Genomic DNA, 26,483 nt, shown 5'->3' with positions numbered 1-26,483 from the left:
CATACTATAAGTTGAAGTTGAATCGCCGGAACTCTTATATACTTTTTTAAGAAGTTCAATGGGGGTTTAATTATTTTGAAGAAAAAAATTATTTATGGTTCTTTGCCATATTATTCTGCTAGTCTAGGACTCCACTTGCTTGGAATTATGCTTTTGTTCACAGCAGCTGCACAGCATTCCAGTTTTTGGGGTTTAGGTTTGTTAGCTTATTCGTTAGGTTTACGGCATGCATTTGATGCAGATCATATTGCTGCAATTGATAATACAGTCCGCAAATTAGTTCATCAAGATAAGCAGTCTTACGGAGTCGGGTTCTATTTTTCTTTAGGTCACTCTACGGTGGTTTTTTTGATGGCAATTTTAGTAAGCATTTCAGTCAAGTGGGCTAAAATAAGGCTGCCTTTTTTAGAAGCAGTTGGTGGCAGAATTGGATCTTTAGTTTCAGGAAGCTTTTTAATTCTTATCGCTGTTTTCAATTTTTTGCTTTTAATTAGTCTTTACCGTTCGTTAAAAGCGATGAAGGCAGGAGCAGTTAATGAAGATCAGCTTAATAAAATTTTGATGGCTCGTGGATTCTTAGCAAGGATTTTAAAACCGTTCTTTAAATGCATCAATCATTCATGGCAGATGTATCCAATCGGTTTTCTCTTTGGCTTAGGTTTTGATACCGCAACCGAAATTGCCTTGATTGCTTTATCTGCAAGTACGGCCCAATCCGGCGTGCCCACAATTGGAATCATTGCGTTGCCAATTTTATTTGCCGCTGGAATGAATCTCATGGATACTACTGATTCCGTGATGATGTCAGGGGCTTATACTTGGGCTTTTGATACTCCAGTCAGGAAAGCATACTATAACTTAACAGTTACCACAATTTCTGTGATTGCGGCGTTTTTGATCGGAGCAATCGAGTTAATTCAGGTTATTACGAGTATGGCACACACGCAAGGCAGAATCTGGTCCTGGATTCAGAATATAGATTTTAGTTGGTTAGGTTACGGCCTAGTGATTGCCTTTTTGGTAACCTGGGGCATTGCATACGTGATCTGGCACTTCTTCATTAAGAAAAGCGAGACCACCATTTAAAAATACTGTAAGAAGAGTGTTCCATAAGTCGGCAAAGTTCGAGGTTAGACGAAATATTTTGACTTATGGAACACGTTTATTCGGAATAAGTAAAAGAGCTAGACTAAAATTTCACTTTTGGCCCAGCTCTTTTTTGGTGTACTTGCTTTCCCAACAGCTAGTGCTGAAACGTGCACCAAAAAGCAGATCCACTCGCCTTTTTATTAATTACACAAAATCTCAGCTATTACCAATGCTGTGTACTGCTGGTAATAACATGTTTTAGATACAATTTGCGTAAAACCTTGAAATTTTAAAGTTGAACTGATAATGCTATAATGAAATAAAATTTTAAGAATGTGTGGCCTGCCTGAATTGATTAATCAAAAAAACAATATACTGCGAGCATGGATCGCAATTGAACAGTTGACTGAAGGAAGTATCCAGAAAAAAGAGCCGCAATATCGCCAATTTCAACAAAATATTCCGGATTTTAAAACATATTTCACTAAATTTATGCAGCAACAGCAAGAAAAACTGCATATTTCTGATAAATTGTTTCAAAAAGCTGGAATAGCGGTTTATTGCGAAATTTTTCCTTTTCAAGAAATTGTAGAGAAATTACGGCAAAAATATCAGATTGCTGCGACTAATGAAGAAGTCGTATCTTCTGAAAAATTTACATTTGCAATTTACTTTGATAAAGACTTGAATTTCTTGTCAGAAAAATTCTTTTTAACAATCAGCGGGGCCATTAGGCTTAAAGGTAAATTACCCAGCGATTTTTCGAAGGAAGAAGAAAGTTTAAGAGATTTGCTGGCAAAAAAATTCGCAGATGGTGACTTTAATCAAACCTTTGAAGAACTATTCAAAAAATATCAGTTTACATTTGCCAATGCACGCTATGCGTTTGTGAAAAATATTGAAAATACAGAAGCTAATCTCCATTCATTTTTTATCGATGATCTAAAACAGGCACTAGCTATTAATACAAATAATCTGTATCACTATTTTCAAGGCTTTGCGGGTAAACGCAAGAATTTGGATAGCAACAAAAATTCAGCGGCTTTTAATCCTGAGCTTCTGACAGAAATTTTGCAACCTAAAAATTATCCTCTTGGTCGTTTCCCAAGTAATCCTGATCATCCGTTAGCATTTATGCAACAAATTGCTGTTAATTTAGCTTTAAATGATAAAAATGATCTGCGCAGTATCAACGGTCCTCCTGGAACAGGGAAAACTACTCTCTTAAAAGAAATTTTCGCGGAGCTAATTGTACAACAAGCAGCGGTAATTTGTAACTATTCCAAGCACTCCTTAAAGGGTACATTACGCTATAATGATGCATACAAAATTGCTGCTTTACCGCCAGAAATTGCCAATAAAGCAATCATTGTCGCCAGTTCAAATAATGGGGCAGTTCAAAACATTGTTGCTGAATTACCACAGATTGAAAAAATTGAGCTTTCTCAGTTTCTTTCAGAACTAATGGATGTTGATTATTTCAAACAGCTTTCAAATTCGGAGATCAAGGAACATTGGGAACAACAGGCCTCCAAAAAAGTTAAAAAAATAACGGTTAAACCGCGTGTTGGCAAATTAACATGGGGGCTATTTTCACTTGAAGGCGGAAAAGCAAAGAACCTGAATTCTTTGCTAAATAAGATAGAAATGATGGTGCAAAATTTAAAGCAGCCTGATTTTAAATCTCAGCCCAATGCATATGCTGATTTTAAAAGTCAGTATTGTCAGTTGAAAAACAGACGTGCCAAAACCCAGGCCTTTTTTGAAAAAATTAAACCACTGCCACAGTTAAAGTTAAAAAAGATTAAACTCCAAAATAAATTTATTCATGAAAAAAAGCTTAAACAAGATCAGTTACATACCAAGGTCCATCAAAAACAGCTTGAAATTGAAAGTCTCAAAACAGAACAACATGAACTTGAACAAAAAACAACGGCGCTGAATAATCAATTGAAAAAGCTTGATACTGAAAAAATAGAATTGCAACACGCTTTTGAGGTGCTTAAGTTACAAAAACCAAGTCTGTTTTGGTTCAAGAAAATGTTTAAGTCAGTAGAAGCCACTGTATTTTTGAATAACCTGGATAAGACACAAGCTACTTTTGTAAAAGTAACTCACAGTAGAAAGCAACTCTTAGACCAACAAGCTGATACTGCCAAGGTAATGGCTGCTAATCAGCAAACACTTACTTTTGCTCAAAAGGGAATTAATGAAGCTCAACAGACTTATCAGCTTTGGTTTGCTGAAGAGAAAAATAAAATTGAACACTTAAACCAGCATATCAGAGCAATCGAAAAACTAATCGCTGTTAATCAGGACATAAATATAATTGACTTTGGAACTTCGTATGCTAACCTGCAAAAGAGTAATTTCTGGTTTGATCGGACATATAGAATTGCCCAAAGTAATTTGTTTATTCAGTCTCTTGCAGTTAGAAAACAATTTCTTTATGAAAATGTAAATCACCTGCAATCAGCGGTCATAATCTGGCGTAATCAAAATAAATACCTTGCCAAAGAAAACGGAGAAAAACTGATTAAGATTGCTTGGGATTGGATTAACTTTGCTATTCCGATTATCGGGACCACTTTTGCGAGTTTTAACCGCATGTTCAAGCATCTTGGAACTGATACTCTTGCCAATCTTTTTGTTGATGAAGCAGGGCAGGCTGTTCCACAAGCCAGTGTCGGCGCTATTTATCGCAGTAAACGAGTATTAGTTGTTGGCGATCCTGCTCAAATTGAACCTGTGCTAACACTAGATTCAAATGTATTAAATCTAATTGCAAGAAATTATGCAGTCACTGAAAAATTCATTTCAGCGGCTACTTCAGTGCAATCATTAGTGGATGCGGCAAGTCAGTACGGCTTTCAAAAGGATCCGGACACCTGGATCGGAATCCCGTTATGGGTTCATCGCCGTTCATCAAACCCAATGTTTCAAATTTCAAATAAATTATCCTATCACGACTTAATGGTCCAGGGTAAATCAGAAAAAGAAGGGCAGGCCCAATGGTTTAATATTCCAGGAACCGCGAATGATAAATTTGTGCAAGAACAAGCCGAATTTCTCAAACGCGAAATTTCAAAAAGAACTCATGGCATGTCCGTACCTGAAAATGATATTTTTGTAATCACACCATTTAGAAATGTGGCCCGTCAATTAGTTAAAATCCTGGACCAGATTAGTTTTGTGAAAAGAAATCAGGAAAATAAGCCCATCAATGTGGGAACTGTGCATACTTTTCAAGGCAAAGAAGCTAAAGTTGTTTACTTTGTTTTAGGAGCTGATAATAGTAGTGTTGGAGCGGCCAATTGGGCTGTTACTAAACCAAATATGATGAACGTGGCTGTAACTCGAGCAAAAGAAGAATTTTATATTATTGGTGATCGTAAGCTTTATCAGTCATTAGGCAGCAATGTCGTAAAGATAACTATGCGGCTGTTAAATGCTAATGTCTGAGCTTGAATGGGGAAGTGTTGTAAGAGAGGATGAACTGTGCCAAGCACTCAAACTTGGCTTATTTAATAAATCTAAGTATCCCATTGACAGTAACATTATTTATAAAGGAAACGATATCTTTTCTTGTGTATCCCTGATAGTTACTGCTCCAAAACTTGATAATTCCTAAAATCGCAGAACTAGCATAATTTGCTAACAAAGTCGTCTGCTTTTCTGGAATTTCATGCTTAGTTAGTTGTTTCAAGGTAACTATATTTTGCTCCATTAAAAATTCTCGTAGTTTTTCTTGAAAGGAGATATTGCCCGTCTTATTTAGCAGGGCATTTACCATTTGGATATTAGTTTCGATTATTGCTAAAATTTGTTCGATAAAATTAGACATATCTGAATAATTTTCCATTTTCTGGGCTTCAGAAAGCAAGTTTCTATGGACAAAATATAGTTTATCAAGAAAGTTTTCCTCACAATCTTCAACTAAAGCTTGTTTATTTTCAAAGTAACGGTAAAAAGTCCCACGATCAACGTGAGCTTTTTTGGTGATCTCAATTACGCTAATGTGAAGAGCATCTTTGCTGTCTAGCAATTCAATAAAGGCATTCACAATTGTTTGTTTGGTTTCTTTTGTTCTTTCTCTTCTATTTTCCATTTTAGAATCTCCTTTTTCAACATAAGTGAGTGATATGTTGCGCTAAAATTAAATTACTCCTTGTATAATCTACAACGTAGAGCACAATAAGACAACATGCTGTTGTATTTTGATTAAGGAGAACAATATGTGGAAAATACTAAAAAGTAAAAGTTTTTGGCTTTATGCCGTAGTCCTGGTTGTAGTTGTAGGTTCCTTTTCTTTTGCTCAAATTGCATCTAGGAATTCAATAAAAGTGAAAGAGTTACCTGTCGCACTTGTCAATCAAGCGGACAAGCAGGCTAGTAAAACTATCGTTAAGCAACTCAAAAATAAGTTTAGCAGTTCAGATTCGCAAATTAAATTTATTCAAGTTGCCAGTTACACTGCTTTAAATAAGGGTTTTGCTGCTAAAAAATATTATGCCGCATTAGTAATTGACAAAAATTTTGATAATCAACTTTCTTTGCAGCAAAACTATCTTAAAGGATTAATTATCCAAGAAAAATTAAATAAAATCTCAAATCAAGGAACTGCCCAAGTACCACAGATCAAAGCACAAAGGGACTTTGCAAAAAAAGCTTTGGCTAATTTGCCACAAGCAGGAAAAATAAAAGTAATTATCAATCAGGGAATGAATGCTCAAGCAGCTCAAGTATTAACAAATGCGCTCCCAAGACTTGTAGCAGGATTAAATCAAGGAATCGCTAAAAAAATACAAACTGCTATTCAGCAAAATGGAATCGCAATGAACAGCTCAGAATGGCAAACGCTTAGTAATCCCGTCAAAGTTCAAACGAAAATAAAAAATAAAATTCCCGAAAAAAGCATTAGTGGAATGGCACCAATGATTATTGTTGTGCTCGCTTGGATTAGCTCATTAATTGGTTCAATGTTGTTATGGCGCGAACACAAAAAACATAGTGAACATCATAAATTTAGTTTGTCACTAATCAACAGCCAAATTCTGACTGGCGGAGTACTGACAATCATCGCTAGCCTATCCATCTACTTTTTTTCCGCAATAGTTTTTGGATTACCAATTCCAGATGTACCAAGTTTCTTAGGGTTATTAGTCTTCAATGTCTTCATTTTCTATCTGCTCCAAACATGTGTCTTAAACTGGTTGGGCTTTGCTGGTTGGCCCTTAATTATTGTGATTTGGCTACTATCAGCTGGAACAATCAGTTATGCACCTGAAATGTTGTCACCATTATTTAGACAATGGGTCTATAACTGGACACCTATGAGATTTAGTATGGAGATGTTTACCAATAATCTTTATATTCATGGTTCAGTGACAACTATGCAGACTAATTTCTTAGTGCTATCACTCGTTGGATTAGTGGCTTTACTGTTTATTTATCTGTCCAGTTTGTTAAAACGCAAAGAGGACTGATAAAAGAAAAATCGGTAACTTTCTAAGAATACAAATATAGTGGAGGGAAATTAGGATGAGCAATTATAGGATTACATTTAAAGTTGCTGGAAAAATTGTGACAGCAGCTAAAATACGTGAAGTTGAACTCGAACGTTATCATCACGTTTTTAAAGTCTTCAATAAAAAAAATATTAGCATTACACTGAAGGGAAGGCCATTAACAACAGCTGAACTTTTGCACCTACCATTAGCTGATGCTAAAATAGCCTTGGCTGAAACTCGAGAAGCAATTGGCAAAGCAAAAACATTGTCTCTTTTTGCACCAGAAATTGAAAAAAGTAATAAAATGTGGCGCGAAATTGCTGAGAATTCACAAGCTAATCAAAATTTACAAGCAGGAATTGTTGAAGTGGAGACCCATAATATTTCACTACTTCAATTTATGTTGTTTAACCAATTACTAGTTAAAAAGAATAACTTGTATTTGCCCTCAATAATTCATCCTGAGCATTATTATTTTGACGCTAATCGAAAAGGTGTACAAACAATCATTGAAACTTTTGGAATGTACCAAGAACCATCTTATTTAGACTTACGCCCAAGTAATGCCAGTGTAGCTCCAATTAAGCCGGACCCAAATGTTGACTTAATCATGATTGGGAAAACATTTTTGAAATCTTTGAATATTGATACTAAGTTGATTGGGATGCATCAGTTGACTCAAACTGATGCTGGGATGCGCGTTAAATTAGGTGTCTTTCTACCGGAAGCTGCACCTAAAGAAATTGTTACAGGTCACCAGTGGCATCTAATGATTGAGTTTAATAATGGTTTGCAGATCGCGGCAAATCAACATCCTAATGCTGTCCAAAAAATTTTGTTGCAACAAGCAATTAAACACTTGAAAAATAAGCAACAAAGCAACTAGATTGCAGTCCTACTAGTTGAAACAAGGTAGAAATACCATAAGCAACTAGCTTTTTATTACTAAAACAATAAAAGAGAGTGTGACATAAGTCGGGAAAATTTGAGTGCTAACTCGAAATTACGAAGATAGCGAGTACTTTGCTATGAGTAATTCGAAGTTAGACGGAGAATTTTGACTTATGGAACACGTTTATACGGAATAAAAGAGGGGTTGTGACAAAATTTAACTTTTGTCACAGCCCCTTGCTGTTTATTCCAATTGCAAAAGATACGCTGTGTTATTAAAATCTGCGTACTAACACAAATTTTAATAACACAAATAAAAAAACCAAAAGTCGCTTAGCGTACACTTTTTGCCACCACACGAATACGACGATAATCAGCTTCCCAATGATCCTCTTTCCAAAGATCAGATTTTAAACGTTCTTCCAAATGGTCAAGCACCATGGTAGCATCATCTAGTTTTGCCAAATCCGCAGCAAAAAACTGTTGAACCCAGTTGCGTAAACCAGAATAACCACCTTTCAAAAAAGTCGGACGTGAAAAAGCATCAGCAGTTACGATCTCAAAATTATTTTGACTTAACAGCGTCGTATATGCTGACACACTTGGAAAATAGAAGGGCGAGCGGTAAGTTTTTCCCAATAATTTCAATTCAGCGCTAAAAGCCTGACTAATGATGTTAATGTTTCCTTGCGCCCCAAATTCACAAATTAGGTAGCCACCAGGTTGCAGCACTTGTTGAATTTTTTCAGCCAATTTTTGCTGATCTTTAATCCAGTGGAAGACAGCGTTTGAAAACACGGTATCAAATTCACCTTTTTCCAAGGGCATGTTTAAAATATCACCCTGCACAAAATCCAGTTTTGGAAAATTCAAACGAGCTTTTTGGATCATATTATTAGATTGATCAATTCCCTTAACTTCGCAACCTTTTGCTGCAATTTGAGCAGCCAGTTCTCCAGTCCCACAACCAACATCTAATACTTTATTTGAATGCGCTGGCAGGTAATCCAATAACTTTTCTCCATATTTGAAAACAAAATCGTGTTTATGATCATAAGTTTCGGTATTCCATTCCACCACAGCACCTCTTACTATTAGTATTTTTTAATAATAATCTTACTATAACATAATCAAAATATATTTGGCATCTAAAATTGGGTTCACTGGAATTAACTTCCTGTTGTAAAAATGCTAGCAAAAATACATTCTGCTTTTCACTAGTTAACTGACTAGCGTAAAGCAGTTTTGCTATCTCTTTCCTGCTACTTCTGCACAGGAACCCAGTTCAGTAATCCCTACGATATTTAAAAGGAAAAAGCAACTTTCATTTTTTGAAGCCAGTTAACCAAGATTTGTGCTTTACTTGGCCTTTTAGGTAATATATAATTTACTTAAGCAATATATACATTACCTAAGAAGGTGTCATTAAAAGATGCTTAAAAATAAAGTGAAAATCTTTAGAGTTGAAGCAGGTCTGTCTCAAAAAGAGCTCTCTTTTGCTGCAGGTGTGACCCGGCAGACAATGAGCTTGATTGAAAAAGGAGAGTACAATCCGACCATTATTCTTTGCTTGAGAATCTGCTATGCGCTTGATAAGACACTGGATGAAGTTTTTTGGTTAAATGAGGAGGAGTTTGAGCGTGAAGAAAGTTGAAGATGAAAGACTCAAAGGGCAGTTGCTAAAAAATTTTAAAACAGCATTTTTAATTGAAAATTCTTTTATTCTGCTAGTTTTAATTTATGAGTCTTTCAAAAATGTTTGGGGCACGGTTAATGCTCAAAATCCTTTATGGGCAAGCTTTATGCTGGGTCTCGTTACCCTTTCAATCTATCACAAAGGGTAACTGCTGCAATTGAAGATAAACCCAAGATCTCGAAGAAAAGATTAACAGTTTATTTTGTACTAGAATTTTTAGTCTTTAGCCTTTTATTCATGTTAGTAATCCCGAAAAATATTTGGATTGCCATTATTTGTGGGCTTACAGTCGCATTCATTACTTCAAGTGTTCTACTTTATAATAATCACTACCGAGACTAAAAAATTAGTCAGGTGGGAAACTATTAATAAGCACCGTATTAACAAATGACTGTTAGAACTACTGACTAATAATTAGATTAAGTACTTTTTTAGAGCAGCGCTGTTTAGCAGGCTGCTTTTTTTATATAAGCTAGTTAAATAAATCCCAGTGTTCCAGCAGTAGATTGAAGGCAAGACACCTTAAAATTTAAGGGGGCTACTACTCCAAGTGATATATCAATTTTTTTAAAATTAACAGCTTTTAAGCATGGACAATCCTGAAATTATTTTTTGGAAATAAGGCGCTGATCCATGCTATGCTTAATAAAATAAAACCTAGATGATTGTGAAGGGGGAGAAGATCAGTGGAACCATACGTGATTTATCTTCGCGGCATCAATGTCGGCGGTAAAAATAAAATCAAAATGATCGCTTTACGCGCCGCTTTAACTGCTGCAGGCTTTGAGCAGGTTAGGACGTACATTCAAAGTGGTAACATTGCCTTACTGTCATCTTTGCCAAAAGAGAAGGTCCGCACAAAAATCGAGCAGTTACTAGCCCAAAAGTTTGTACTCGACAGTGAACTGATTCAAGTCCTTGTGCTTAATGCATCATTGTATCAAGCAATCATTGCAGAAAAACCTGATACATTTGGTGTGAAATTTAAGGATCGTGACTATCGATATGAAATTTTATTTCCAATTGCTGTCACCCCCGATGAGCTCCTGGAAGAATTAGTAGTTCGTGAAGGTGTAGATCGCGTCTGGAAAGGAACACATGCTCTTTATTTCCGCAGACCCGGGCCGGCTCATCCAGACTATTCTAAAACTGCATTGGCGCGCATCGTTAAAAAGCCTATCTACCAGTCAATTACTGTGCGAAACTATCGGACAGCAATGAAGATGTCTGAAATATTGCAGGCGTTGAGCTCAAGATGCTGTAAGAATGTAAAACCCTAGACCAACAATTTTATTAATAGTTTTAACCTATCATATAAAAAAGCACCGCAAATAAGAAACTGAATTCTTCTGCGCTGTTCTTTGTGTAAATCAAAATTTATCAGTGACAAGTTTTCTTTTTAAAAAAAGAACACAGATAATTGAACCTAGTACACCAATGTTGCCCAACCATGCCAAAGAAGTCATTGGGGAAAACGAAATTATGACACCGCCTAAAACAGAACCTATTGCCATCGACATTTGACTAACAGATTGATTTAAACCAAGGATCATGCTTGTTTGTGAAGGAATTAGTGAAGCTAAATTAGCTAGTTGAGCGGGTTGAACACTCCAGACAGTTGCCGACCAAAAGAAGAGAAAGATAAAAATATATATTGCAGAATTTATGGATATTGTTAAGAATGATAGTGACACAATGTCACATACCATACTTACTAATAAAGTATTTATTACTCCATATCTATCAGCACAATACCCACCTATTTTTGATCCTACTAAACACGCGATTCCGAACACAAAAAGAGCTAACACCACCAGATTTGCAGAAAGTTTTAATCCTTTTGTCAAAAAGGGAGATATATAAACGTAAACGAGGGCATAACCACTTAACCAAAAAAGAGTAATCATTAAGCCCATTATTACTCTTGGATTTTTAAACAGTTTCAATTGTTCTTTGATTGATGTATTTTGATCATTTTGGACTTTAGGTATAAATACGATTATTATAAAAACCGCAATTATACTTAACAGTGAAATGATTAAAAAAACACTCCGCCATCCAAACGTGCTTGACAACAGTCTTCCGATAGGAACACCAATAATTAGTGCAATTGTAAAACCAATTGTGACGATTGCAATGGAACTTGCTTTTTTCCCAATTGGTGCAATTTGGCTAGCAATGGTCAAAGCAATCACAACGGATATTCCTGCTCCAGAAGCAACAATTATTCTAGAAATTGTAAATACTCCCACGCTTGAAGAAAAATAAGAAAGAATGTTTCCAAGTATAAAAACTCCAAATGAGCATAAAATTATTTTCTTCCTATCAATTTTAGCAGTTAAGGAAGTAACTATTGGTGTAACGATAGCGTAAACTAGTGCATAGGCTGTTGTAAACTGCCCAGCAGTGGCAATCGATATTCTCATTGCTGCCGCTATTTGATCTAGAAAACCTGATGTAATAAATTGTGAGGATCCTATCAGGAAACTAATTAGGGCTAAAATATATATTCTCCACATACAAAAAGTCAACCTTTCATAACTTGATTATTAATTATGGTATACTCTATTGATATTAAAAGTAAGTATGCACTTAAAAGTAATATACTGTCAGAAAGGAAAGTAATATGAAAAAATGGTCAAAGGATGAAGGCAATTGTTCAATATCTTATACATTATCTGTTGCCGGAGGACGTTGGAAATGGTTAGTCTTATATAAATTGTTTAGCAAACAGGTGCTACGTTATGGCGAGTTAAAAAAGGAACTTCCCTCTATTACTCATAAAATGTTAAGTCAGATCCTTAAAGAATTGCAGTCTGACCAATTAATCGAACGAAAATCATACAACCAAATTCCACCTAAAGTTGAATACAAGCTTAATGAGAAAGGAAAAAGCTTGATTCCTATTTTAAAAATGATGGCAGATTGGGGTAAAGAAAATAGTCCTAAAAGCAAAGAAAACTTCTAACTACGTGTTCTGGATACTAAGGTGACAAACATGGATTTTATGCTAAAAATACAGTATTAAAGAAGTAGAACTCATTCAACTATTCAACTTCAAGCAAGCAAAAGAACAGTTGAGATATTATGGGATTCAACCATACGAACAGCAGCTAAAACGAGCTTATAAAATCATTCAAGAAAATAACCAAAATTTTGGACACACTTAATATTTACACCTGCTTTTTGATACAATATTGAACCTATTATAATGGAGGAACTTTTAATGAACGCAATTATTTTTCACGGAACAGCACCGCATGCAACAGCTAACAAATTCTGGTATCAAAATCTTGCCCATAGTTTAAATGATAGCGGAATTACGGCAACTGTAGCTGACTTACCTAAGCTTGATCAAGAACCTCTAGTCGACACGTTGGCTAAAATTAAGGAAATGAATTTTGTAATTGATCAAAACACCATTTTAATCGGGCATTCAGCTGGCACAAATCTTATTTTTGCTTTGCTAGAACAGCTGACGACCCCAGTTAAGGCCGTCTATCTCATTGCTGGATACAGTCAGCCTAATGGTATGCACCATACAACTTTAAAGGATTCTTATGACTGGGAGACAATTAAGAGAAATTCAAATGAGTTTTACATTTTTAATTCATTCAATGATCCGTTTAATTGTAATGAAAAGCAGGGGAAAATCTTATTTGATCATTTAGGCGGTACCTTGATTTTGCGTAATGATGGTCATTTCACCCAGAAAGTACAACCATTATTAACGACATTACTAAGCAAGTATCAAGAATAAATAATTATCGTCTCAGTCTGCAGCTAAGTTCAACTTTTGCGCGTAATACCCAAAATAAACAGTCTAATAATTATTGAAGTGAAATTGCACATATTTATGCTACTGCTTCAAAGCATAAGTTAGCAGAAAAGCTGCATGGACGCTTCAAACTGCAGCCGTTTAAAATGAAAATAGGAAGGGGGTAAAGAATGCAGCTTATAGAGTACTCTGAAACAATAACTAATTTAGAAAGCATAAGCAACTATCAACTGACTGATTTAACCTACACTGGAAGTCCAGAGGCAATTATTTCTAAATCAAAGTTCGATTCTGAGCGAAAGCCTATTATGATAATGGATAATGAAAAATTAGTAGGATTTTTCTGTCTTCATTTACGCCAGGGACCAGCTCAGTATGGTGGGAATCCTGACTCAGATATTTTAATACGTGCATTTTCAATTGATGAAAGATATCGTCATCAACATTTAGCAAAATTGTCTATGATTCTGGTAGATGACTATGTGGATTGAAGTCAATATTTGAGACAGGTTTTAAGAGACATTCAGAACTGCGTTTACCTTCCACAGCTCAAATAAATCATTAATCGTGATTAATAACTTATTTGAACCATGGAAAGCATTAAATCAGGCGGCCATTTGGCTCGTAAGTGTTGCGATTTCAACTTGTAAGGGGGTCTGGTAGCCCAGTGAACTATGAATTCTCTTCCTATTGTAGAAAGCATGCACATATTCAAAAAGGACAGCAGCGGCAGTTTCATAATTCTTAAAGACCGGCACTGGATAAACACACTCCTTTTTGAGGGAAGCATGAAAAGATTCCATTGGTGCATTATCGTATGGACACCCCTTACGGCTGTAAGAGTGGCGGATATGTAGTTCTGTTAACCGTTGTTTGTAATCATCGCTGGTGTACTGTGATCCTAAGTCTGTGTGGATAATCAGGTCCCCAGTAATGGTTCGATTTTTAACCGCGCTTTCCAGGGTCTTTAAGACTAAATCAGTATCTATCTTTTTTGAGAATGAATAGCCGATAATTCGTCTTGAGTGCAGATCCATGATGGTTGATAAGTAACACCAGCCATTACGCTTCGTTTGAATATAGGTCATATCAGCGGTCCATTTTTGATTTAAACCAGTGGTCGAGAAATCCTGCTTAAGCAAGTTGGGACGCTGTTCAACCTTGGTTTTGGAAGCCGAAGCCGCTTTCCATTTATTGACGGTAACGGAGTGGATATCCAGTTCCTTCATGAGCCGGGAAATCCGTCTTGGGCTGCACCGACGCTGCAGTGGTTGAAGTTCCAGATTCAATTCATGGTGGATCTTCATAACGCCGTATCGCTGCTTGAATTCCGCAAAGATCCGCAGAATCCGTTGTTTTAAGTCCTCATCTTCGGTCCGGCGTTTTGAAGGCTTTGGGGATCGATAACGATAATACTGAGCTCTGGAAACACCGAGGATTCGGCACATCTTAGTTACCTGGTGGTTATGGCTTTCTTGGTGAATGTAATCAAAAATATTGGTTACTTCTGCGCAAGGAAGCCCAGGGCTTTTTTTAGGATTTCGTTCTCCTCAGACAGGGAAGCCAGCCGCTTTTCCATCGCTTTAATTTCGTCTGGCGATTTACCGGATTGAGTTTTGGCTTGGCCCTGGATCCACTTATGAACGGTTGAATAGCCAATGCCATATTCTCTGGCCAGTTGGGCGGCTGATTCGCCTTGTTTATATAGGTTGATGATGTTTTGTTTGAATTCTTTGTCGTAACGAGTTGGCATGTAAAAATTCCTTTCTTTTAAGAGACGATTGACTTATTATACCCTCTCTTAAAAGTTGTCTCAGGAATCAGCTTACATCCAGAAGGTATTAAATATGCCATTAAAATATGTTATTCCAACTGCCGAAACTTTCGGCAAATTAACTTTTGAAGGAAAAGATCGTGAAGTTACTGGTGGTCGTTCTCGGATTGCGACAGGAGTAGTTTATAACCTCTTGTCAGAAAAACAAGCTGAATTAATCGAAGTTCAAATCCCAGCAAGAGCTGGTTCTAAAACCTTTGAAACTGATACTGAGATTGAGTTGGTTAAGCCAAAACTTGAACCTACTGGTCGTTCAACAGGTGACGAAGCAATCGCATCGTGGAAATTAACAGCCGAAAACATCAAGAAAAAGGGGGACAAGTAGTATGGTTAAGATCTTAAAATTGCGCAATGGTATTGAAATTGATGAAGAAAAATCATTAGGAAAATTAAAATTTTTGGATAAGAAATCTCCGTCATTGATCTTGGGTGAAGATGGTGAACCAACTGGGGAGATTAAAGATCGGCGCTATGATGTTTTGTCTAAGCTACAACACGATTCTTTTACAGTCGTTTTACCTGCTGAAACAGAGGAAAAGGATTTTCCGTTTAATTCAACGGTTAAGTTAATCAATCCAGTAGTTGAAAATTATGCTATTCCAAATGGCCGATATGTTGATTCTGGAATTCGAGTTACTGCTGATGATATTATCTTAGATGATAAGGGGGTGGCTATCGAAACAAAACCAAGTAAACCAACAACCAATCCATTAAAAAAATAGGGTGATTTAAATGTTCAAATATAAAGGAATTCGCATCAGGCGGTTTCATCGGGATATTGTGTTTATCTACTTATCCTTGATGTCACTGCCTTTTACTTTACTTTCAATTTCATTTCTCTATCTTGTTTATGCTAGAAGTCCAGATAAACTTATTTGGGCTGCTCTAGCTGCTGCTATTTTTGCTTTTTGTGGTGCAATTATCAGCTTTGCAGTATACAAAAGAAGCGACAATCACAATGGTTTCTTTACTCGGGTAAAGCATAGACAACTACTTGCCAGAATGATTATTGATAATAAATTGTATCTTGCAAAAAATAGAAATCGTAATAATCCTCGACAGAAGATTATCTATTTTCCCAAAATTTACTATCACTATAAGGAGTTGATTATTACTGTCAGATTTCCAATGGATTTACAAAAAAATCAAGACAAGTTTAATCGGATCGGTGAACAGCTTGAACAAGCTTTGTTTGCTGATCTTTTTGATATTATTGATGAAAAAGGTTTTAAAGCATACAAATTAATCAATGATCCTATTCAAAATAGGATTAACATTACTGATACTAAACCTGATTCTAAAGAAATAGAATTAATGCATGGATTTACCTGGGATTACAATAAGTTTCCGCACGCTTTGATTAGTGGTGTCACTGGAGGTGGTAAAACTTATTTTATCCAAGCTCTATTAAAATCATTTATTGACTTAGGAGCGAATTGCTATATTTGTGATCCAAAAATGTCTGATTTATCACAATTAGATCAAATACCTATTTTAGAAGAAAAAGTCTTTTCTAGTACAGGTCAAATCAATAAGTGTGTCCGTGAGTTCTATGAACAAATGGTTGAAAGACAAAAAGAGTACAAACAATTATTAAGAAAAGTAGGTGAAATTGGCAAAGATTATCGAAGCTTTAATATGCAACCTAAAGTATTGTTCTTTGATGAATATGTAGCCCACATGAGCAATTTAGACTTCAAGGAACAAGAAAAAACTCTAGGATACTTGAAACAAATTATTTTATTAGGTAGACAATTAGGATTCTTTTTGGTTGCTGGAATGCAACGACCTGATGCTAAATATTTTGAAGATGGTATGCGTGATCAGTTTGGACTAAGAATTTCTCTAGGGCAAATGTCACGTTCTGGTTACATTATGATGTTTGGTGAATCCGACAAAAATTTCAAAGTTCAAAGTGACAAAGTACGTGGCTGGGGCTATGTTTCCATTGGTGGAGCTTATGTTCGTGCCTTTTTTGCACCCTTTGTACCATCGGAGTTTTCATTTTACAATTATCTACTCAGCAAAGACGAGCCCTCGCAGTTGAGCGATCAGAGCCGACAGGCGATAGCGGAGCGGGGGCGTGGAACGCCCAGCGAAGCTGCGCGGGCGAAGTCTGGCGGGAGGAGCTGAAAGCTCCGAGCGCCAAGTGTTTACCCCCGATTGCTAACAGGGGGGTAACAAGGACGAAAACAAGTCAACCAAGGTAATGCTAAACATTGATTTGATAGTGATAACTAAGATTTGCAAAACTTCACCATGAAGTTCCAAAAGTGAAGTTTTGCAAATTAATTCTTGGGGGATGACAATTTGAATGAAAAAAATCAAATATGAATGGTCTAACGAATATATCAGAAGCCTAAGGCTTCAACAAGGTTTGACACAAAATCAGATTGCTAAAGAAATCGGTATTTCAACTAGGGCATATATTAATTTTGAACAAGGGAGAAGCCAGTTCAGAAAAACAACTCATGAAAAGGTTAAATGTTATTTTAAAAGTCGCTTGACTCATGAATCAAAAATGGAAGTGATCATTGACTATTTAAGAATCAGAGTACCCTTGCATGATCTGAATATAATTTTTAACGAAATTTTAAAAATAAATTGCAAAGCTTTTGTTTCAGATGAGGTTAAACGATACGGTTATGTGGGTCGTTATAGTATTGATTTGATCCAAGTTTATCAATCAGTGCCAAACGATAATCGAGGAGTTTTAATTGAAATGTCTGGTCAAGGGTGCCGTCAGTTTGAAGCCTTTCTTCATCAACAAAAACGTAGTTGGTTAGATTTTTTAAAAGATTGTTACGCTTTTAATGCTAATACAACTCGGATTGATATAGCGGTCAATGACTATAAAGAAGCCTTACCACTTAAACGGTTACTGCATAAAATGGAGCGCAAAGAATATAAATCCAAGTTTAAAACATGTAGTTATCACTGGGGTACTCAAAAAAATGAAATTACTGATAAACTTCAAGCAGCTGGACTTAGCTTGTATTTTGGATCAATGCAAAGTGAATTTTATATGTGCTTTTATCAAAAAAATTATGAGATTGCCAAAAAGAAGCACTTAAAGGTGCAAGAAGTCCCTGTCAAGAATCGCTATGAACTGCGTTTTAGTTCAGATAAAGCTGACCAAGCAGTTAAACAACTAATCGATGTTGAAAATCCAGTCAATATCTGCGACTTAGTTTTCGGCTATATGAGTGAGTACGTCACTTTTTTACGTCCGATAAAAAATAAACCAAGGAAAAAGTGGGAAATTTATCCTGCATGGTCATTGTTTCTGGGAGATGTCTCAACTTTAAAGTTTGTTACTGATCCTAAAGAATTATCCTTTGAAAAAACTAAAACATGGTTACAAAATCAAGTTATGCCAACCTTAAAAGCTTTCAAGATAATTGATGACACCTTGGAAACAGAAGAAATCGAAGCAATGATGGCACAAGCAAACTTAGGTGAACGACATAGAAAAATGATTCAAAGTGTAATTAATCCAGATTGTTCTGTTACTAAATAATTCTAAAAGAGGTGATAATTATTAAAATCGGAAATTTTGAATTTAAAAAACGAAATTCTCGTCAAGTTGATAAAATTCCACATAAAAAGAAAAAAGTTAATATGAAATCAGCCAGGATCATTGTTTGGATAACAATGGTCTTTATTTTTTCTAGCGGAATTGTGGCTTTTATTAAAGCTAGTAATGTTTCTCAAACAAATCATCGACTGCAAAAAGAGGTTCAAAATTATCAAACAAAGCTCGACCGAGCTTCAGCTAATATCAGTGGGTACAGTCCATTATTAAACAACTACATGCAAGAATTTTTAAAGGCTTATCTCACCTATCCAAATAATACTGATGACATGGATAAAAGAAATCAAGATTTATCTGCTTATTATGCAACTAACTTAATTACCGATGATCAAGCTGGTAAAGACAACCAGACTTTCAATAAAGCTCATCTTCAAAGTATCTATACGCAACAAGGTGTCAAGATTGCACAATACTATGTCAATTACTCTGTCAATAATAACCCAACCAGTGGTTATCTGAATATTCCTTTTAAAGTAAAAGATAGTAAATTCACTGTTGTTAGTTATCCATATTTTTCTAATAAGATTGATCCAGTCGGTCACATTGGTAAATTACAAAGTAAATACTCTAAAGACAATCAAACTACCTCAGTTAATCTAAACAATCAAGTCACTGATTTTACTAAGTCATTTTTGAAAAAATATGCAGCTGCTAAAACTAATGATATGAAATTTATTATGGCTAATCCTCAAGGATTAGCTGGTAACTACAAAATCGTTAATATCCAAAATCTACGTGTTTATGGTACTAAACATAATCCTGTCGTTCAGTGCCTACTAATTTTAAAACGCAGTGATTCGGATATTGAACACTCAGAAAACGTCACTTTAAAACTCTCAAAACAGCAAACAACTTATTTTGTTGATGAGTTTAATCATAATATTGGAGGAGATTAATATGCAACCTATCTTTTTAGCTTCTGAATTACCGTCTTTAGGCAATGTTTCTGATTGGGTCGTCACACAAGGTAAATATGCGATCACAATTATTATTGTTATTTTACTGGTTAAATTTATTTTCCGCCAAGAACTAGGCAGAGCGATTGGAATTGCTTTATTGACTGGTTTAACTTGGTTTGTCATTTCCAACTCGCAAACTGTTTTTACTGCCATTGGTAATATCTTCAAAACTATTTTCGGGAGTTGATCAATATTGGAAAAACATAACTATAACTACCGTAATGTTTTTAACGAACCAATTAAAATTAAGCAGTTAACACAAAATTTTTCACTGCCGTATTTCATCAAATTGAGAGATGTTTTAGTTTATCTGTTAACACTAATTAGTCTCTTTATTGTTTTTCATTCAGTCGTAAGTTTTATCAGTTCATATATCCCGTTGTTTACCATGCTGTTTTATGTTGGTATGCCATACCTAACAGTACGCTTAGTTGAGAAGGTTCAACCAGACGGTAAAAATATTTTTTGGTATCTACTAGATTACATCACTTTTTATTTTGAGTATCTGCAAGGCAAAAAGAAAATTTGTCACGATATTAAAGTCAGCTACACTGATAAACCGGTCGTTTTTGATGAATTTAATTACAGAAAGAAGGGTAATCATGGAAAAAGAAATTAGTATCTTTGTTGAAAATCTTGCTCGCCGAAATGCTGGCAACACTCAAGGTGCCTGGTTCACCTTACCAGTACCATTTAATACGATTGCTCGCAAGATTGGATTAAGTGAAAAAGAAGAAGAATGGATCATCACAGACTATGAAGCTCCATTTAACATTGGCGAATATGACAATATTAACAAGCTTAACCGAATTGCGACTGAATTGGATAATGTGCCTGATTATTTATGGGAAAATGCTCGTGATTTACTTGACAGCGGGATTTATGAAAGTATCGAAGATTTAGTAAGTGATCCTGAACGCGTTATCTATCTACCCAATATTTCAGAAGATAGCGACCTCGGCAGCTATTTAGTTGAACATAATACTTGGTATGACGTTCCAGACAACTTAGCCGGTTACATCAATACTAGAAAATTTGGTCAGGATTACCGCTTTAGCACTGATGGTTTTTTTGCTAAAACTGGCTTCTTTATCTCCGCATGATATTTTTAACTCAAAAAGAAGCAATCAGAACTTATCTAATTTGGGTAGATAAGCAGTTAGACAAAGAAAAAAATATCAAATATATGCCTTTGGTAAAGGTTGGTGAATTTCGTGACCATGAGGTCAGTAGCTTTGAAATTGCCTTTATGACTATGACTGATGAGTTACGTACTCACAAAAAGTATAAAGACCTGCACTATGATAAACTGCCAAAAAACTATGCCGTGCAAATTATTCAAGATCGCAAAAGAAACTTCCGTGAACGTTTATTGAATGAGTTACTAATGATTTTTTGAGAGGAGGAATTTAATGGAATTGCAGACACCTTTTAAGTTAATGAAAGATAATTTACTGCTAACAAAAAGTGGTGATATTTGGGCGTACTACAAAATTAAGCCTGAAAGTATTGCCACTAATGACCTAGACAAAAAAGAATTAAATAAACGCATGATGACATTTATCTATGGCACACTTTCAAAATACAGTGAACTACACTTGGAAATGCTACCAAAAGATATGAACTTGACTGAACGTTTTACACAATTAGGCAAAGATTTTGCTGATGAAGCTTTACCAATTGCCAAATATTATGCTAATGAAACAGTAAAACAGTTGGGATATGAACTCGGAACTATTACTAATGAAGAATTTATCCTTGGTGTGAAATTGAAGTCGTTTCAATATGCTGATTCAATTAAAACTGCTATTTCAAGCAACTATGATCAATTCTTGCAAAAAGCTTTTGCGGCACTGGGTTATGAAGCTACAATTGATGAAACTTATTTCAAACAATTTGCCAATGAATTAGACGAACTAAATTCAACTATGATCACAGTTAAAGGAACGCCTTTAAAAGAAAACGAACTGGCGTATTTGATTCATTATAACTTTATCAGAAATATTCAACATGATGTGCTAAAAGCAAGCACAGAGCATAATTTTTACAAACTTACGGATACAATTCTTGATCCAAGTGAGAAAGGATTCTTGAAATTGGAAAACGATCAAGGAACTTCATATGTTGCTTTCATTCCAATTGGTGCTTTACCGGATAATATCAGCTTTTCTCATTTATTTGAAACGGCACAAAGCATGAAATTTTCCGTAGAGTTGCAAATTAAAGCGCAGTATCAAGCAGTAGATGGGTTAAACGGTTTGAACTCTAAACTTTCTAGACTTCGTAGAAGATTTAAGAGTACCACCCAAGAAGCGCACCAAACAGGTGACCGTGATAGTCAACGAAATTTAACTAATCAAATTCTTTTAGATGAATTACAAAATGATATTGAAGCAGGTAAATCTATTCTGAAATGGTTAGCTTGCTTTGCTATTTCAGGAAATACAAAAGAAGAAGTTAAAGCTCGTTCTGATCGTTTAATTAATCGTCTTAGTTTAAGGGATATTGAAGCCTATCGACCTAATGCTGATCAACTACCATTGTTTTACCGTTTGCTGCAAGGTAATTCACTGGAAGGTAATAAAAATTGGTTACAGGTAACCAATAACGATGGCTTTGCGGAAAATCTGTTTGCGGTGAGTAACCGTTTAGGCAACAATGTTGGCTGGTATATCGGTCGTGTTGATGATTTAGCTGAAAGCCAGTCACTCGAACAATCAATTTATGCCAGTCGTAAAATTGTTTTGTTTAATCCAACAATCGCTAATAAAGGTATTAAAGGGGCAAAGACCGACAGCCCACATATTGCGGTCACTGGTGAAACTGGCAAAGGAAAATCATTCCTAGTCAAATTGCTGTTTATCTACATGTCGTTTATGAAAACAAAGCTTTTATACATTGATCCTAAAAAAGAAATTCGTAACTGGTTCAGCAAAGTGATTGAAAATGAAGAAATGCAGCGCAACTATCCATTGTTCGTCAATCACTTAAAGAATTTTCACTACGTGACTTTAGATGCTACTGATTCAAATAATTGGGGCGTACTCGATCCAATTGTTTTTCTAAAAGGTTCAGACGCTAAAGATACTGCTGAAGCCATGATTGATCAGATTTATTCAACCAAAGATAAGGATATGGCTAAAACCGCAATTCTCAAAGCAATCAAGACAGTGATTGGAAAACGAGAATTGGGCGAAAAAGTTGGTATGTTAAATGTGATTGAAATCTTAAAGAGTTCTGATGATCCAGAAATCAAAGGCGCTGGCAATCTACTTTATGAAATGGTAACTGATTCTGTTTTACAGCTAGGTTTTTCTGATGGTTCAAATGATGGTGTCAATCTAGCAGACCGAATTAATGTTTTAGAAGTATCTGGGTTAGAGTTGCCAAAGGAGGGTGATAATCCTGATAATTACTCTGACCTAGAGAAAAAATCAGTTGCTTTAATGATCCCACTAGGTAAGTTCTGTGAGAAGTTTGGTTCAAATGATAGTAATTCTTATACCGCTGAAATCTTTGATGAAGCTTGGATTTTCAATGTTGCCAAAAGTGGTAAGAAAATTCTCAAATCTATGAAACGTGTCGGACGTTCACAAAATAACATGTTATTGTACGCCACCCAATCGGTGGCAGATATTTCTGACCAAAATGATCATGGCCAGTTTGGTGTCTTATTTGCCTTTGATGAACCCAGCGAACGTGAAGAAATCCTAAACCACGTTCAACTACCAGTCAATGAAGAAAATCTACATTGGTTATCCAATATGATTAAAGGACAATGTTTATTCCGTGATATTTACGGTCGGGTCGGAAAAATTGCGGTTCACTCACTTTTTGATGAAATGACCAGCTCCTTTAAGACAATCAACAAAACGGCTTCTTCTAAAAGTGAGGAAATGTATCGGTAAAAACAATCAAGAAAGTTTAGGAGGTGACTATTTGAAAAGTAAATTTAAAACGTTTGGACTAATTGGCGCCGCTGCGTTGGTTAGTCTTTTACTTTGCAAGATTTCTATTTTGGCAGCTTCTAATTCGTCTGTGAAAAATATTTTGGCTGGCTATGATATGAACAAAATTCTTTCTACACTGGACTCTTTTAATCCTTACATGGAAAAGGCTGGATTAACTGATGTAACGCTAAAGGCAATTACTGCTTTAACTGGATTCTTTTGGGAGATCAATCGTTTTGTGTTTAAAATCTTCGATTTTTCTCTCCAAATGATGTTTGGTGCAACCTCAGTCAATAACAGTATTAACACCTTGATTGATAAGATTTCTGGTCTTTCTGGTCAGCTATGGGATAACTTATTTGGCAAGTTTGGGATCATCTTATTTGTAATTTCAATCCTGAGTGCTTTTTATATCTTTGCCTTTAAAAATGAGCGAGACGGTCTGAAAAAAATATTCTTAACGCTTGTGATTGTTGGTTTCTCAGCTGTCTGGTTCAAAAATTCCAGTTATATGTTGCAAACTTTTAATTCAATTTCGACAACTGCACAAAGTTCATTAATGAGTCTAGACGATTCACAAACAGTCAAAAATGCTGATGCTACTAGTATTGTCCGTAAAAACTTCTTTGAAAAATCTATTGAACGACCCTATTATTTAATGAATTATGGCAAAACGGATATTGCTGATATTCAAAAAGCCAATGAAGATCCATATGAATTTCTTTCGTTCGATTATGACAAAGACTCTGATTCAATTAGTGAAAAAGTTAGTGATAGTAATAACAAATATCTTAAAGAAAATCATATGTATTACAAGATACTAATTGCGTTAATGTCACCGTTGGTGTCAATCAGCTATGGGGTTCCACTATTTGCGATTGGTTTTTTAAATCTGTGCGTGCAGATTTTTGCTTTAGTTTTATCATTAATATTACCAATTATGGCTTTGTTGAGTCTGATTCCAAAATATTCTAGCAGTTTATTTAAAGGCTTGATGGACGTTATTTTGTTATTCTTCTCGAAAGCTTGTTTAGTGCTTGGAATTCTTGCACTCAATGTCTGCCAAGAAATCGTTGATATTATCATTCCACCAAACTCTTACGCTGGATATTTTGTTAATGCTTTAGTCTTATGGCTGATTATGTTTTTAGGCTGGAAGAATCGTAGTTATCTGATTAAGCGTTTCTCTGGTGGTCGCATTAGCTCATCTAAAGAAGTTTTACAAACTGTCAATAATCAAAAAGAAAAAATTGTTGAAAGTGTTCATCAAGCTAACGATCGACTAGAAAACGCTAATTATTTTGTCAGAAATTCGGGAGAAAAAGTGGCAAGTTTCTTTAGTCGTGGTACTTCTAGCAGTGAAACATCTGCCGATGTTAGTGAAGCCAAAAAGAAGGTTGGTGAAACAAGGCGAACTCCACAAGAAAATGTTCAACCAACCACTTTTATTAAAAAAATGGCTCAAAAACGAAAACAAAAATCAGCAGTTTCAGAGCAACTTGACCCTAAAGATAAAAAGGGTACTGAACCAGAAAAAATTAAACGAAGCACTCAAACAGAAATTCGGCAAAAAAGAATTGTTAAAATTGATGATCATTTTGAAAAAGGTAAGGATAGTAAAATACCTGATCCAATCAAACCAAAAGATCTAAAACAAGAACGCAAGTTAATGGTTAATGCTAGAACTAAACAACAGATTACAGGGTTAAATGAAGCACAATATCAAGCTAAAAAGAAGTTAAATGACTCTAAAGTAAAGACAGATAAAATACAAGAAAAAATCGAATCAATGAGAGAGTAGGTGAATCTTATGTGGCAATTGGTGGGATACTTTTCGCTCAATATTTACCTACAAGCTGAGTCTAAGGAAAAGCTTAATCAACTAGCTATTCAAAAATATAACCCAGCTTTAAGTAAACAAAAACATTGGAAAAATATTTATCCAGAACCGATGTTAATTAACTATTCACGAAAGTAAAATTCCCACCAATTTTATGTCAGTCGTGAAGAAATATGAGGTGAGTAAATGAAATTAAAGTTAGTCGGGATCTTAATGATCCCGATTTTTTTGCTGGTTATTCTAATTGTTATTATTTTTATGATTTTTGGTGGCAATGAAAAAAGTAATGTCATGGATTTAGATTGTGCCAATAATTTAGGCATTTCAGGTAATCAAATATCTAAAGATACTGAAAAGAACGCTCAAATTATTTGGAACTATCTAATTAATCAAGGTTGGTCTAAAGCTGCGATAGCTGGTGTTCTAGGTAACTTACAACAAGAATCAAATATCAATCCTACTTCGACTAATTCACGTTCTGGCGCACATGGGATTGCTCAATGGTTAGGTAATCGCTTAACTAATGAAAAGAGCTTCGCAGCCGAACACAGCAAAGATCCTGATAGTATTCAAGCTCAAGTTATGTTTCTCTATGAAGAAGCCAATGGAGCTGAAAAGACTAATTTAGGTGATTACGCTAAAAATTCAACTGATCCAGTTATTGCCGCGGTTCAATGGGAATTACGCTTTGAACGAGCTGGAAAGAATGAAGCCAATAACACTGTTAGAGCAAGCAATGCACAGTATTGGTACAACAAGTTTAAAGACTCAACAGGAGATAACTCTAATTCAAATACTGTTGAAATTACTGAAACAGATCAAACTTGTGATAAAAATGCTGGTGAAGCACTTAGTGTCTCTGGTCCAACTGACAAGTGGTGGACGGATTTATCGGCTTGGGCTAATAAATGGGCAGACAAAGTTCCCGATAACTATTTGTTGGGTGGTAATCCTTCGAACCTTGATAATTCAGCAACCGCTAAAGCAGTGCATGGCGTAACTGACTGTTCAGGTTTCACTTACTGGGCATTTAATAAAATCGGAATTACACTGACTAGGACGTCACAAACGCAATGGTCACAAGATGTTGATGAGGTAAAAAAAGAAGATGCTAAAGCTGGCGATCTAGTTTTCTTTTACAGTTCAGTCAATGACGGTGCTGGGTCAGGGTATAGTCATGTTGGGATCTATATCGGAAATGGTCAGATGATTGATGAGGAAAATTCTGGAATTAAAAAAACAAACGTTTGGCAAGCAAATAATCCAACATATGGCAACTGGAGTAAAGTTTCATATGGTCGAATTAGAGCAAGCTTATTGCCAGATAAGTATAAATGAGGT

27 protein-coding genes are annotated in these 26,483 nt (G+C 35.5%); 22 read left to right on the top strand and 5 right to left on the bottom strand.

The window, feature by feature from the left end; translation table 11 throughout:
• Positions 1–75 precede the first annotated feature (75 nt).
• Together AB3Y88_RS00230 and AB3Y88_RS00225 are read left to right on the top strand one after the other, a co-directional pair.
• A complete protein-coding gene (locus AB3Y88_RS00230) occupies positions 76–1,086 on the top strand; it encodes a HoxN/HupN/NixA family nickel/cobalt transporter (protein ID WP_056960823.1) in 1,011 nt (336 codons plus the stop codon).
• 354 nt (positions 1,087–1,440) lie between these two features.
• The gene (locus AB3Y88_RS00225) at positions 1,441–4,551 is read left to right on the top strand and encodes an AAA domain-containing protein (RefSeq protein ID WP_228888019.1); all 3,111 of its coding nucleotides are present in this window, start codon (positions 1,441–1,443) and stop codon (positions 4,549–4,551) included.
• A gap of 58 nt (positions 4,552–4,609) precedes the next feature.
• Here AB3Y88_RS00225 and AB3Y88_RS00220 read toward each other — a convergent pair whose 3' ends face one another.
• Positions 4,610–5,197: a TetR/AcrR family transcriptional regulator gene (locus AB3Y88_RS00220; RefSeq protein ID WP_054756075.1), complete on the bottom strand. Its 588-nt coding sequence runs from the start codon at positions 5,195–5,197 to the stop codon at positions 4,610–4,612.
• A gap of 127 nt (positions 5,198–5,324) precedes the next feature.
• On the opposite strand from AB3Y88_RS00220, the gene AB3Y88_RS00215 reads away from it, so the two are divergent.
• Positions 5,325–6,575 carry an ABC transporter permease gene (locus AB3Y88_RS00215; protein WP_228888018.1) on the top strand — a complete coding sequence of 417 codons (1,251 nt, stop codon included), beginning with the start codon at positions 5,325–5,327 and terminating at the stop codon, positions 6,573–6,575.
• Positions 6,576–6,630: 55 nt separating this feature from the next.
• Positions 6,631–7,485 (top strand): hypothetical protein, encoded by an 855-nt coding sequence (locus AB3Y88_RS00210; RefSeq protein WP_054756071.1) that lies wholly within the window; start codon positions 6,631–6,633, stop codon positions 7,483–7,485.
• Between the two features lie 338 nt (positions 7,486–7,823).
• On the opposite strand, the gene AB3Y88_RS00205 is transcribed toward AB3Y88_RS00210, so the two are convergent.
• Positions 7,824–8,567, bottom strand: a complete 744-nt coding sequence (locus AB3Y88_RS00205) for a trans-aconitate 2-methyltransferase (RefSeq protein ID WP_228888017.1) — start codon at positions 8,565–8,567, stop codon at positions 7,824–7,826.
• 355 nt (positions 8,568–8,922) lie between these two features.
• On the opposite strand from AB3Y88_RS00205, the gene AB3Y88_RS00200 reads away from it, so the two are divergent.
• From AB3Y88_RS00200 to AB3Y88_RS00190, 3 genes are all read left to right on the top strand, one after another.
• Positions 8,923–9,144 (top strand): helix-turn-helix transcriptional regulator, encoded by a 222-nt coding sequence (locus AB3Y88_RS00200; RefSeq protein WP_054756067.1) that lies wholly within the window; start codon positions 8,923–8,925, stop codon positions 9,142–9,144.
• A complete protein-coding gene (locus AB3Y88_RS00195) occupies positions 9,131–9,334 on the top strand; it encodes a hypothetical protein (RefSeq protein WP_228888016.1) in 204 nt (67 codons plus the stop codon). The genes AB3Y88_RS00200 and AB3Y88_RS00195 overlap by 14 nt, the downstream gene beginning before the upstream one ends.
• Before the next feature lie 538 nt (positions 9,335–9,872).
• Positions 9,873–10,466, top strand: coding sequence for a DUF1697 domain-containing protein (locus AB3Y88_RS00190; RefSeq protein ID WP_056960825.1), 594 nt, complete (start codon positions 9,873–9,875; stop codon positions 10,464–10,466).
• A 90-nt stretch (positions 10,467–10,556) separates the two neighbouring features.
• Here the strand turns inward: AB3Y88_RS00190 and AB3Y88_RS00185 are convergent, their stop codons facing one another.
• Positions 10,557–11,705: an MFS transporter gene (locus tag AB3Y88_RS00185; protein WP_228888015.1), complete on the bottom strand. Its 1,149-nt coding sequence runs from the start codon at positions 11,703–11,705 to the stop codon at positions 10,557–10,559.
• Positions 11,706–11,812: 107 nt separating this feature from the next.
• Here AB3Y88_RS00185 and AB3Y88_RS00180 point away from each other — a divergent pair, with 107 nt between their 5' ends.
• From AB3Y88_RS00180 to AB3Y88_RS00170, 3 genes are all read left to right on the top strand, one after another.
• Complete coding sequence (locus AB3Y88_RS00180) at positions 11,813–12,154, top strand: helix-turn-helix domain-containing protein (protein ID WP_054756059.1); 342 nt, start codon at positions 11,813–11,815, stop codon at positions 12,152–12,154.
• A gap of 258 nt (positions 12,155–12,412) precedes the next feature.
• Positions 12,413–12,946, top strand: a complete 534-nt coding sequence (locus tag AB3Y88_RS00175; RefSeq protein WP_056960826.1) for an alpha/beta hydrolase — start codon at positions 12,413–12,415, stop codon at positions 12,944–12,946.
• Positions 12,947–13,134: 188 nt separating this feature from the next.
• Complete coding sequence (locus AB3Y88_RS00170; RefSeq protein WP_367293345.1) at positions 13,135–13,455, top strand: N-acetyltransferase; 321 nt, start codon at positions 13,135–13,137, stop codon at positions 13,453–13,455.
• A 114-nt stretch (positions 13,456–13,569) separates the two neighbouring features.
• Here AB3Y88_RS00170 and AB3Y88_RS00165 read toward each other — a convergent pair whose 3' ends face one another.
• Both AB3Y88_RS00165 and AB3Y88_RS00160 read right to left on the bottom strand, forming a co-directional pair.
• Positions 13,570–14,448, bottom strand: coding sequence for an IS3 family transposase (locus tag AB3Y88_RS00165; RefSeq protein ID WP_367293437.1), 879 nt, complete (start codon positions 14,446–14,448; stop codon positions 13,570–13,572).
• A 17-nt stretch (positions 14,449–14,465) separates the two neighbouring features.
• Positions 14,466–14,717 carry an IS3 family transposase gene (locus tag AB3Y88_RS00160; RefSeq protein ID WP_002816285.1) on the bottom strand — a complete coding sequence of 84 codons (252 nt, stop codon included), beginning with the start codon at positions 14,715–14,717 and terminating at the stop codon, positions 14,466–14,468.
• A 94-nt stretch (positions 14,718–14,811) separates the two neighbouring features.
• Between AB3Y88_RS00160 and AB3Y88_RS00155 the strand changes: the two genes are divergently transcribed.
• The 12 genes from AB3Y88_RS00155 (at position 14,812) to AB3Y88_RS00100 (ending at position 26,480) form a co-directional block, all read left to right on the top strand.
• Entirely contained in the window at positions 14,812–15,123 is a 312-nt protein-coding gene (locus AB3Y88_RS00155) for a YdcP family protein (RefSeq protein ID WP_261909433.1), read from the top strand.
• A 1-nt stretch (position 15,124) separates the two neighbouring features.
• The gene (locus AB3Y88_RS00150) at positions 15,125–15,520 is read left to right on the top strand and encodes a YdcP family protein (protein WP_261909432.1); all 396 of its coding nucleotides are present in this window, start codon (positions 15,125–15,127) and stop codon (positions 15,518–15,520) included.
• Positions 15,521–15,530: 10 nt separating this feature from the next.
• Entirely contained in the window at positions 15,531–16,931 is a 1,401-nt protein-coding gene (locus AB3Y88_RS00145) for an FtsK/SpoIIIE domain-containing protein (RefSeq protein WP_367293344.1), read from the top strand.
• Between the two features lie 181 nt (positions 16,932–17,112).
• Positions 17,113–18,318 (top strand): replication initiation factor domain-containing protein, encoded by a 1,206-nt coding sequence (locus AB3Y88_RS00140; protein WP_367293343.1) that lies wholly within the window; start codon positions 17,113–17,115, stop codon positions 18,316–18,318.
• A gap of 101 nt (positions 18,319–18,419) precedes the next feature.
• Positions 18,420–19,289, top strand: a complete 870-nt coding sequence (locus AB3Y88_RS00135) for a conjugal transfer protein (protein WP_367293342.1) — start codon at positions 18,420–18,422, stop codon at positions 19,287–19,289.
• Position 19,290: 1 nt separating this feature from the next.
• On the top strand, positions 19,291–19,539 hold the full coding sequence (locus tag AB3Y88_RS00130; RefSeq protein ID WP_057737462.1) for a TcpD family membrane protein: 249 nt from the start codon (positions 19,291–19,293) through the stop codon (positions 19,537–19,539).
• Between the two features lie 6 nt (positions 19,540–19,545).
• The gene (locus AB3Y88_RS00125; RefSeq protein WP_367293341.1) at positions 19,546–19,971 is read left to right on the top strand and encodes a TcpE family conjugal transfer membrane protein; all 426 of its coding nucleotides are present in this window, start codon (positions 19,546–19,548) and stop codon (positions 19,969–19,971) included.
• Entirely contained in the window at positions 19,955–20,455 is a 501-nt protein-coding gene (locus AB3Y88_RS00120; protein ID WP_367293340.1) for an antirestriction protein ArdA, read from the top strand. The genes AB3Y88_RS00125 and AB3Y88_RS00120 overlap by 17 nt, the downstream gene beginning before the upstream one ends.
• Positions 20,452–20,751, top strand: coding sequence for a hypothetical protein (locus tag AB3Y88_RS00115; protein WP_141053550.1), 300 nt, complete (start codon positions 20,452–20,454; stop codon positions 20,749–20,751). The genes AB3Y88_RS00120 and AB3Y88_RS00115 overlap by 4 nt, the downstream gene beginning before the upstream one ends.
• Before the next feature lie 13 nt (positions 20,752–20,764).
• Positions 20,765–23,260: an ATP-binding protein gene (locus tag AB3Y88_RS00110; RefSeq protein WP_367293339.1), complete on the top strand. Its 2,496-nt coding sequence runs from the start codon at positions 20,765–20,767 to the stop codon at positions 23,258–23,260.
• Between the two features lie 31 nt (positions 23,261–23,291).
• Positions 23,292–25,103, top strand: a complete 1,812-nt coding sequence (locus AB3Y88_RS00105; protein ID WP_367293338.1) for a CD3337/EF1877 family mobilome membrane protein — start codon at positions 23,292–23,294, stop codon at positions 25,101–25,103.
• A gap of 225 nt (positions 25,104–25,328) precedes the next feature.
• A complete protein-coding gene (locus tag AB3Y88_RS00100; RefSeq protein ID WP_367293337.1) occupies positions 25,329–26,480 on the top strand; it encodes a phage tail tip lysozyme in 1,152 nt (383 codons plus the stop codon).
• Positions 26,481–26,483 lie beyond the last annotated feature (3 nt).

It is taken from the genome of Liquorilactobacillus satsumensis (assembly GCF_964065465.1).
Classification (GTDB): Bacteria; Bacillota; Bacilli; order Lactobacillales; family Lactobacillaceae; genus Liquorilactobacillus; species Liquorilactobacillus satsumensis.
Note: the sequence above shows the minus strand (reverse complement) of the source record. Positions and strands in the feature narration are given on the sequence as shown.

Excerpts from the sequence above, each read along its gene's own strand:
- AB3Y88_RS00140 (WP_367293343.1), top strand. The coding sequence starts at position 17,113 with ATGAAAAAAATCAAATATGAATGGTCTAACGAATATATCAGAAGCCTA.
- AB3Y88_RS00210 (WP_054756071.1), top strand. The coding sequence starts at position 6,631 with ATGAGCAATTATAGGATTACATTTAAAGTTGCTGGAAAAATTGTGACA.
- AB3Y88_RS00170 (WP_367293345.1), top strand. The coding sequence starts at position 13,135 with ATGCAGCTTATAGAGTACTCTGAAACAATAACTAATTTAGAAAGCATA.
- AB3Y88_RS00120 (WP_367293340.1), top strand. The coding sequence starts at position 19,955 with ATGGAAAAAGAAATTAGTATCTTTGTTGAAAATCTTGCTCGCCGAAAT.
- AB3Y88_RS00185 (WP_228888015.1), bottom strand. The coding sequence starts at position 11,705 with ATGTGGAGAATATATATTTTAGCCCTAATTAGTTTCCTGATAGGATCC.
- AB3Y88_RS00145 (WP_367293344.1), top strand. The coding sequence starts at position 15,531 with ATGTTCAAATATAAAGGAATTCGCATCAGGCGGTTTCATCGGGATATT.
- AB3Y88_RS00220 (WP_054756075.1), bottom strand. The coding sequence starts at position 5,197 with ATGGAAAATAGAAGAGAAAGAACAAAAGAAACCAAACAAACAATTGTG.
- AB3Y88_RS00135 (WP_367293342.1), top strand. The coding sequence starts at position 18,420 with ATGAAATCAGCCAGGATCATTGTTTGGATAACAATGGTCTTTATTTTT.
- AB3Y88_RS00215 (WP_228888018.1), top strand. The coding sequence starts at position 5,325 with ATGTGGAAAATACTAAAAAGTAAAAGTTTTTGGCTTTATGCCGTAGTC.
- AB3Y88_RS00160 (WP_002816285.1), bottom strand. The coding sequence starts at position 14,717 with ATGCCAACTCGTTACGACAAAGAATTCAAACAAAACATCATCAACCTA.
- AB3Y88_RS00110 (WP_367293339.1), top strand. The coding sequence starts at position 20,765 with ATGGAATTGCAGACACCTTTTAAGTTAATGAAAGATAATTTACTGCTA.
- AB3Y88_RS00200 (WP_054756067.1), top strand. The coding sequence starts at position 8,923 with ATGCTTAAAAATAAAGTGAAAATCTTTAGAGTTGAAGCAGGTCTGTCT.
- AB3Y88_RS00115 (WP_141053550.1), top strand. The coding sequence starts at position 20,452 with ATGATATTTTTAACTCAAAAAGAAGCAATCAGAACTTATCTAATTTGG.
- AB3Y88_RS00155 (WP_261909433.1), top strand. The coding sequence starts at position 14,812 with ATGCCATTAAAATATGTTATTCCAACTGCCGAAACTTTCGGCAAATTA.
- AB3Y88_RS00175 (WP_056960826.1), top strand. The coding sequence starts at position 12,413 with ATGAACGCAATTATTTTTCACGGAACAGCACCGCATGCAACAGCTAAC.
- AB3Y88_RS00130 (WP_057737462.1), top strand. The coding sequence starts at position 19,291 with ATGCAACCTATCTTTTTAGCTTCTGAATTACCGTCTTTAGGCAATGTT.
- AB3Y88_RS00150 (WP_261909432.1), top strand. The coding sequence starts at position 15,125 with ATGGTTAAGATCTTAAAATTGCGCAATGGTATTGAAATTGATGAAGAA.
- AB3Y88_RS00180 (WP_054756059.1), top strand. The coding sequence starts at position 11,813 with ATGAAAAAATGGTCAAAGGATGAAGGCAATTGTTCAATATCTTATACA.
- AB3Y88_RS00100 (WP_367293337.1), top strand. The coding sequence starts at position 25,329 with ATGAAATTAAAGTTAGTCGGGATCTTAATGATCCCGATTTTTTTGCTG.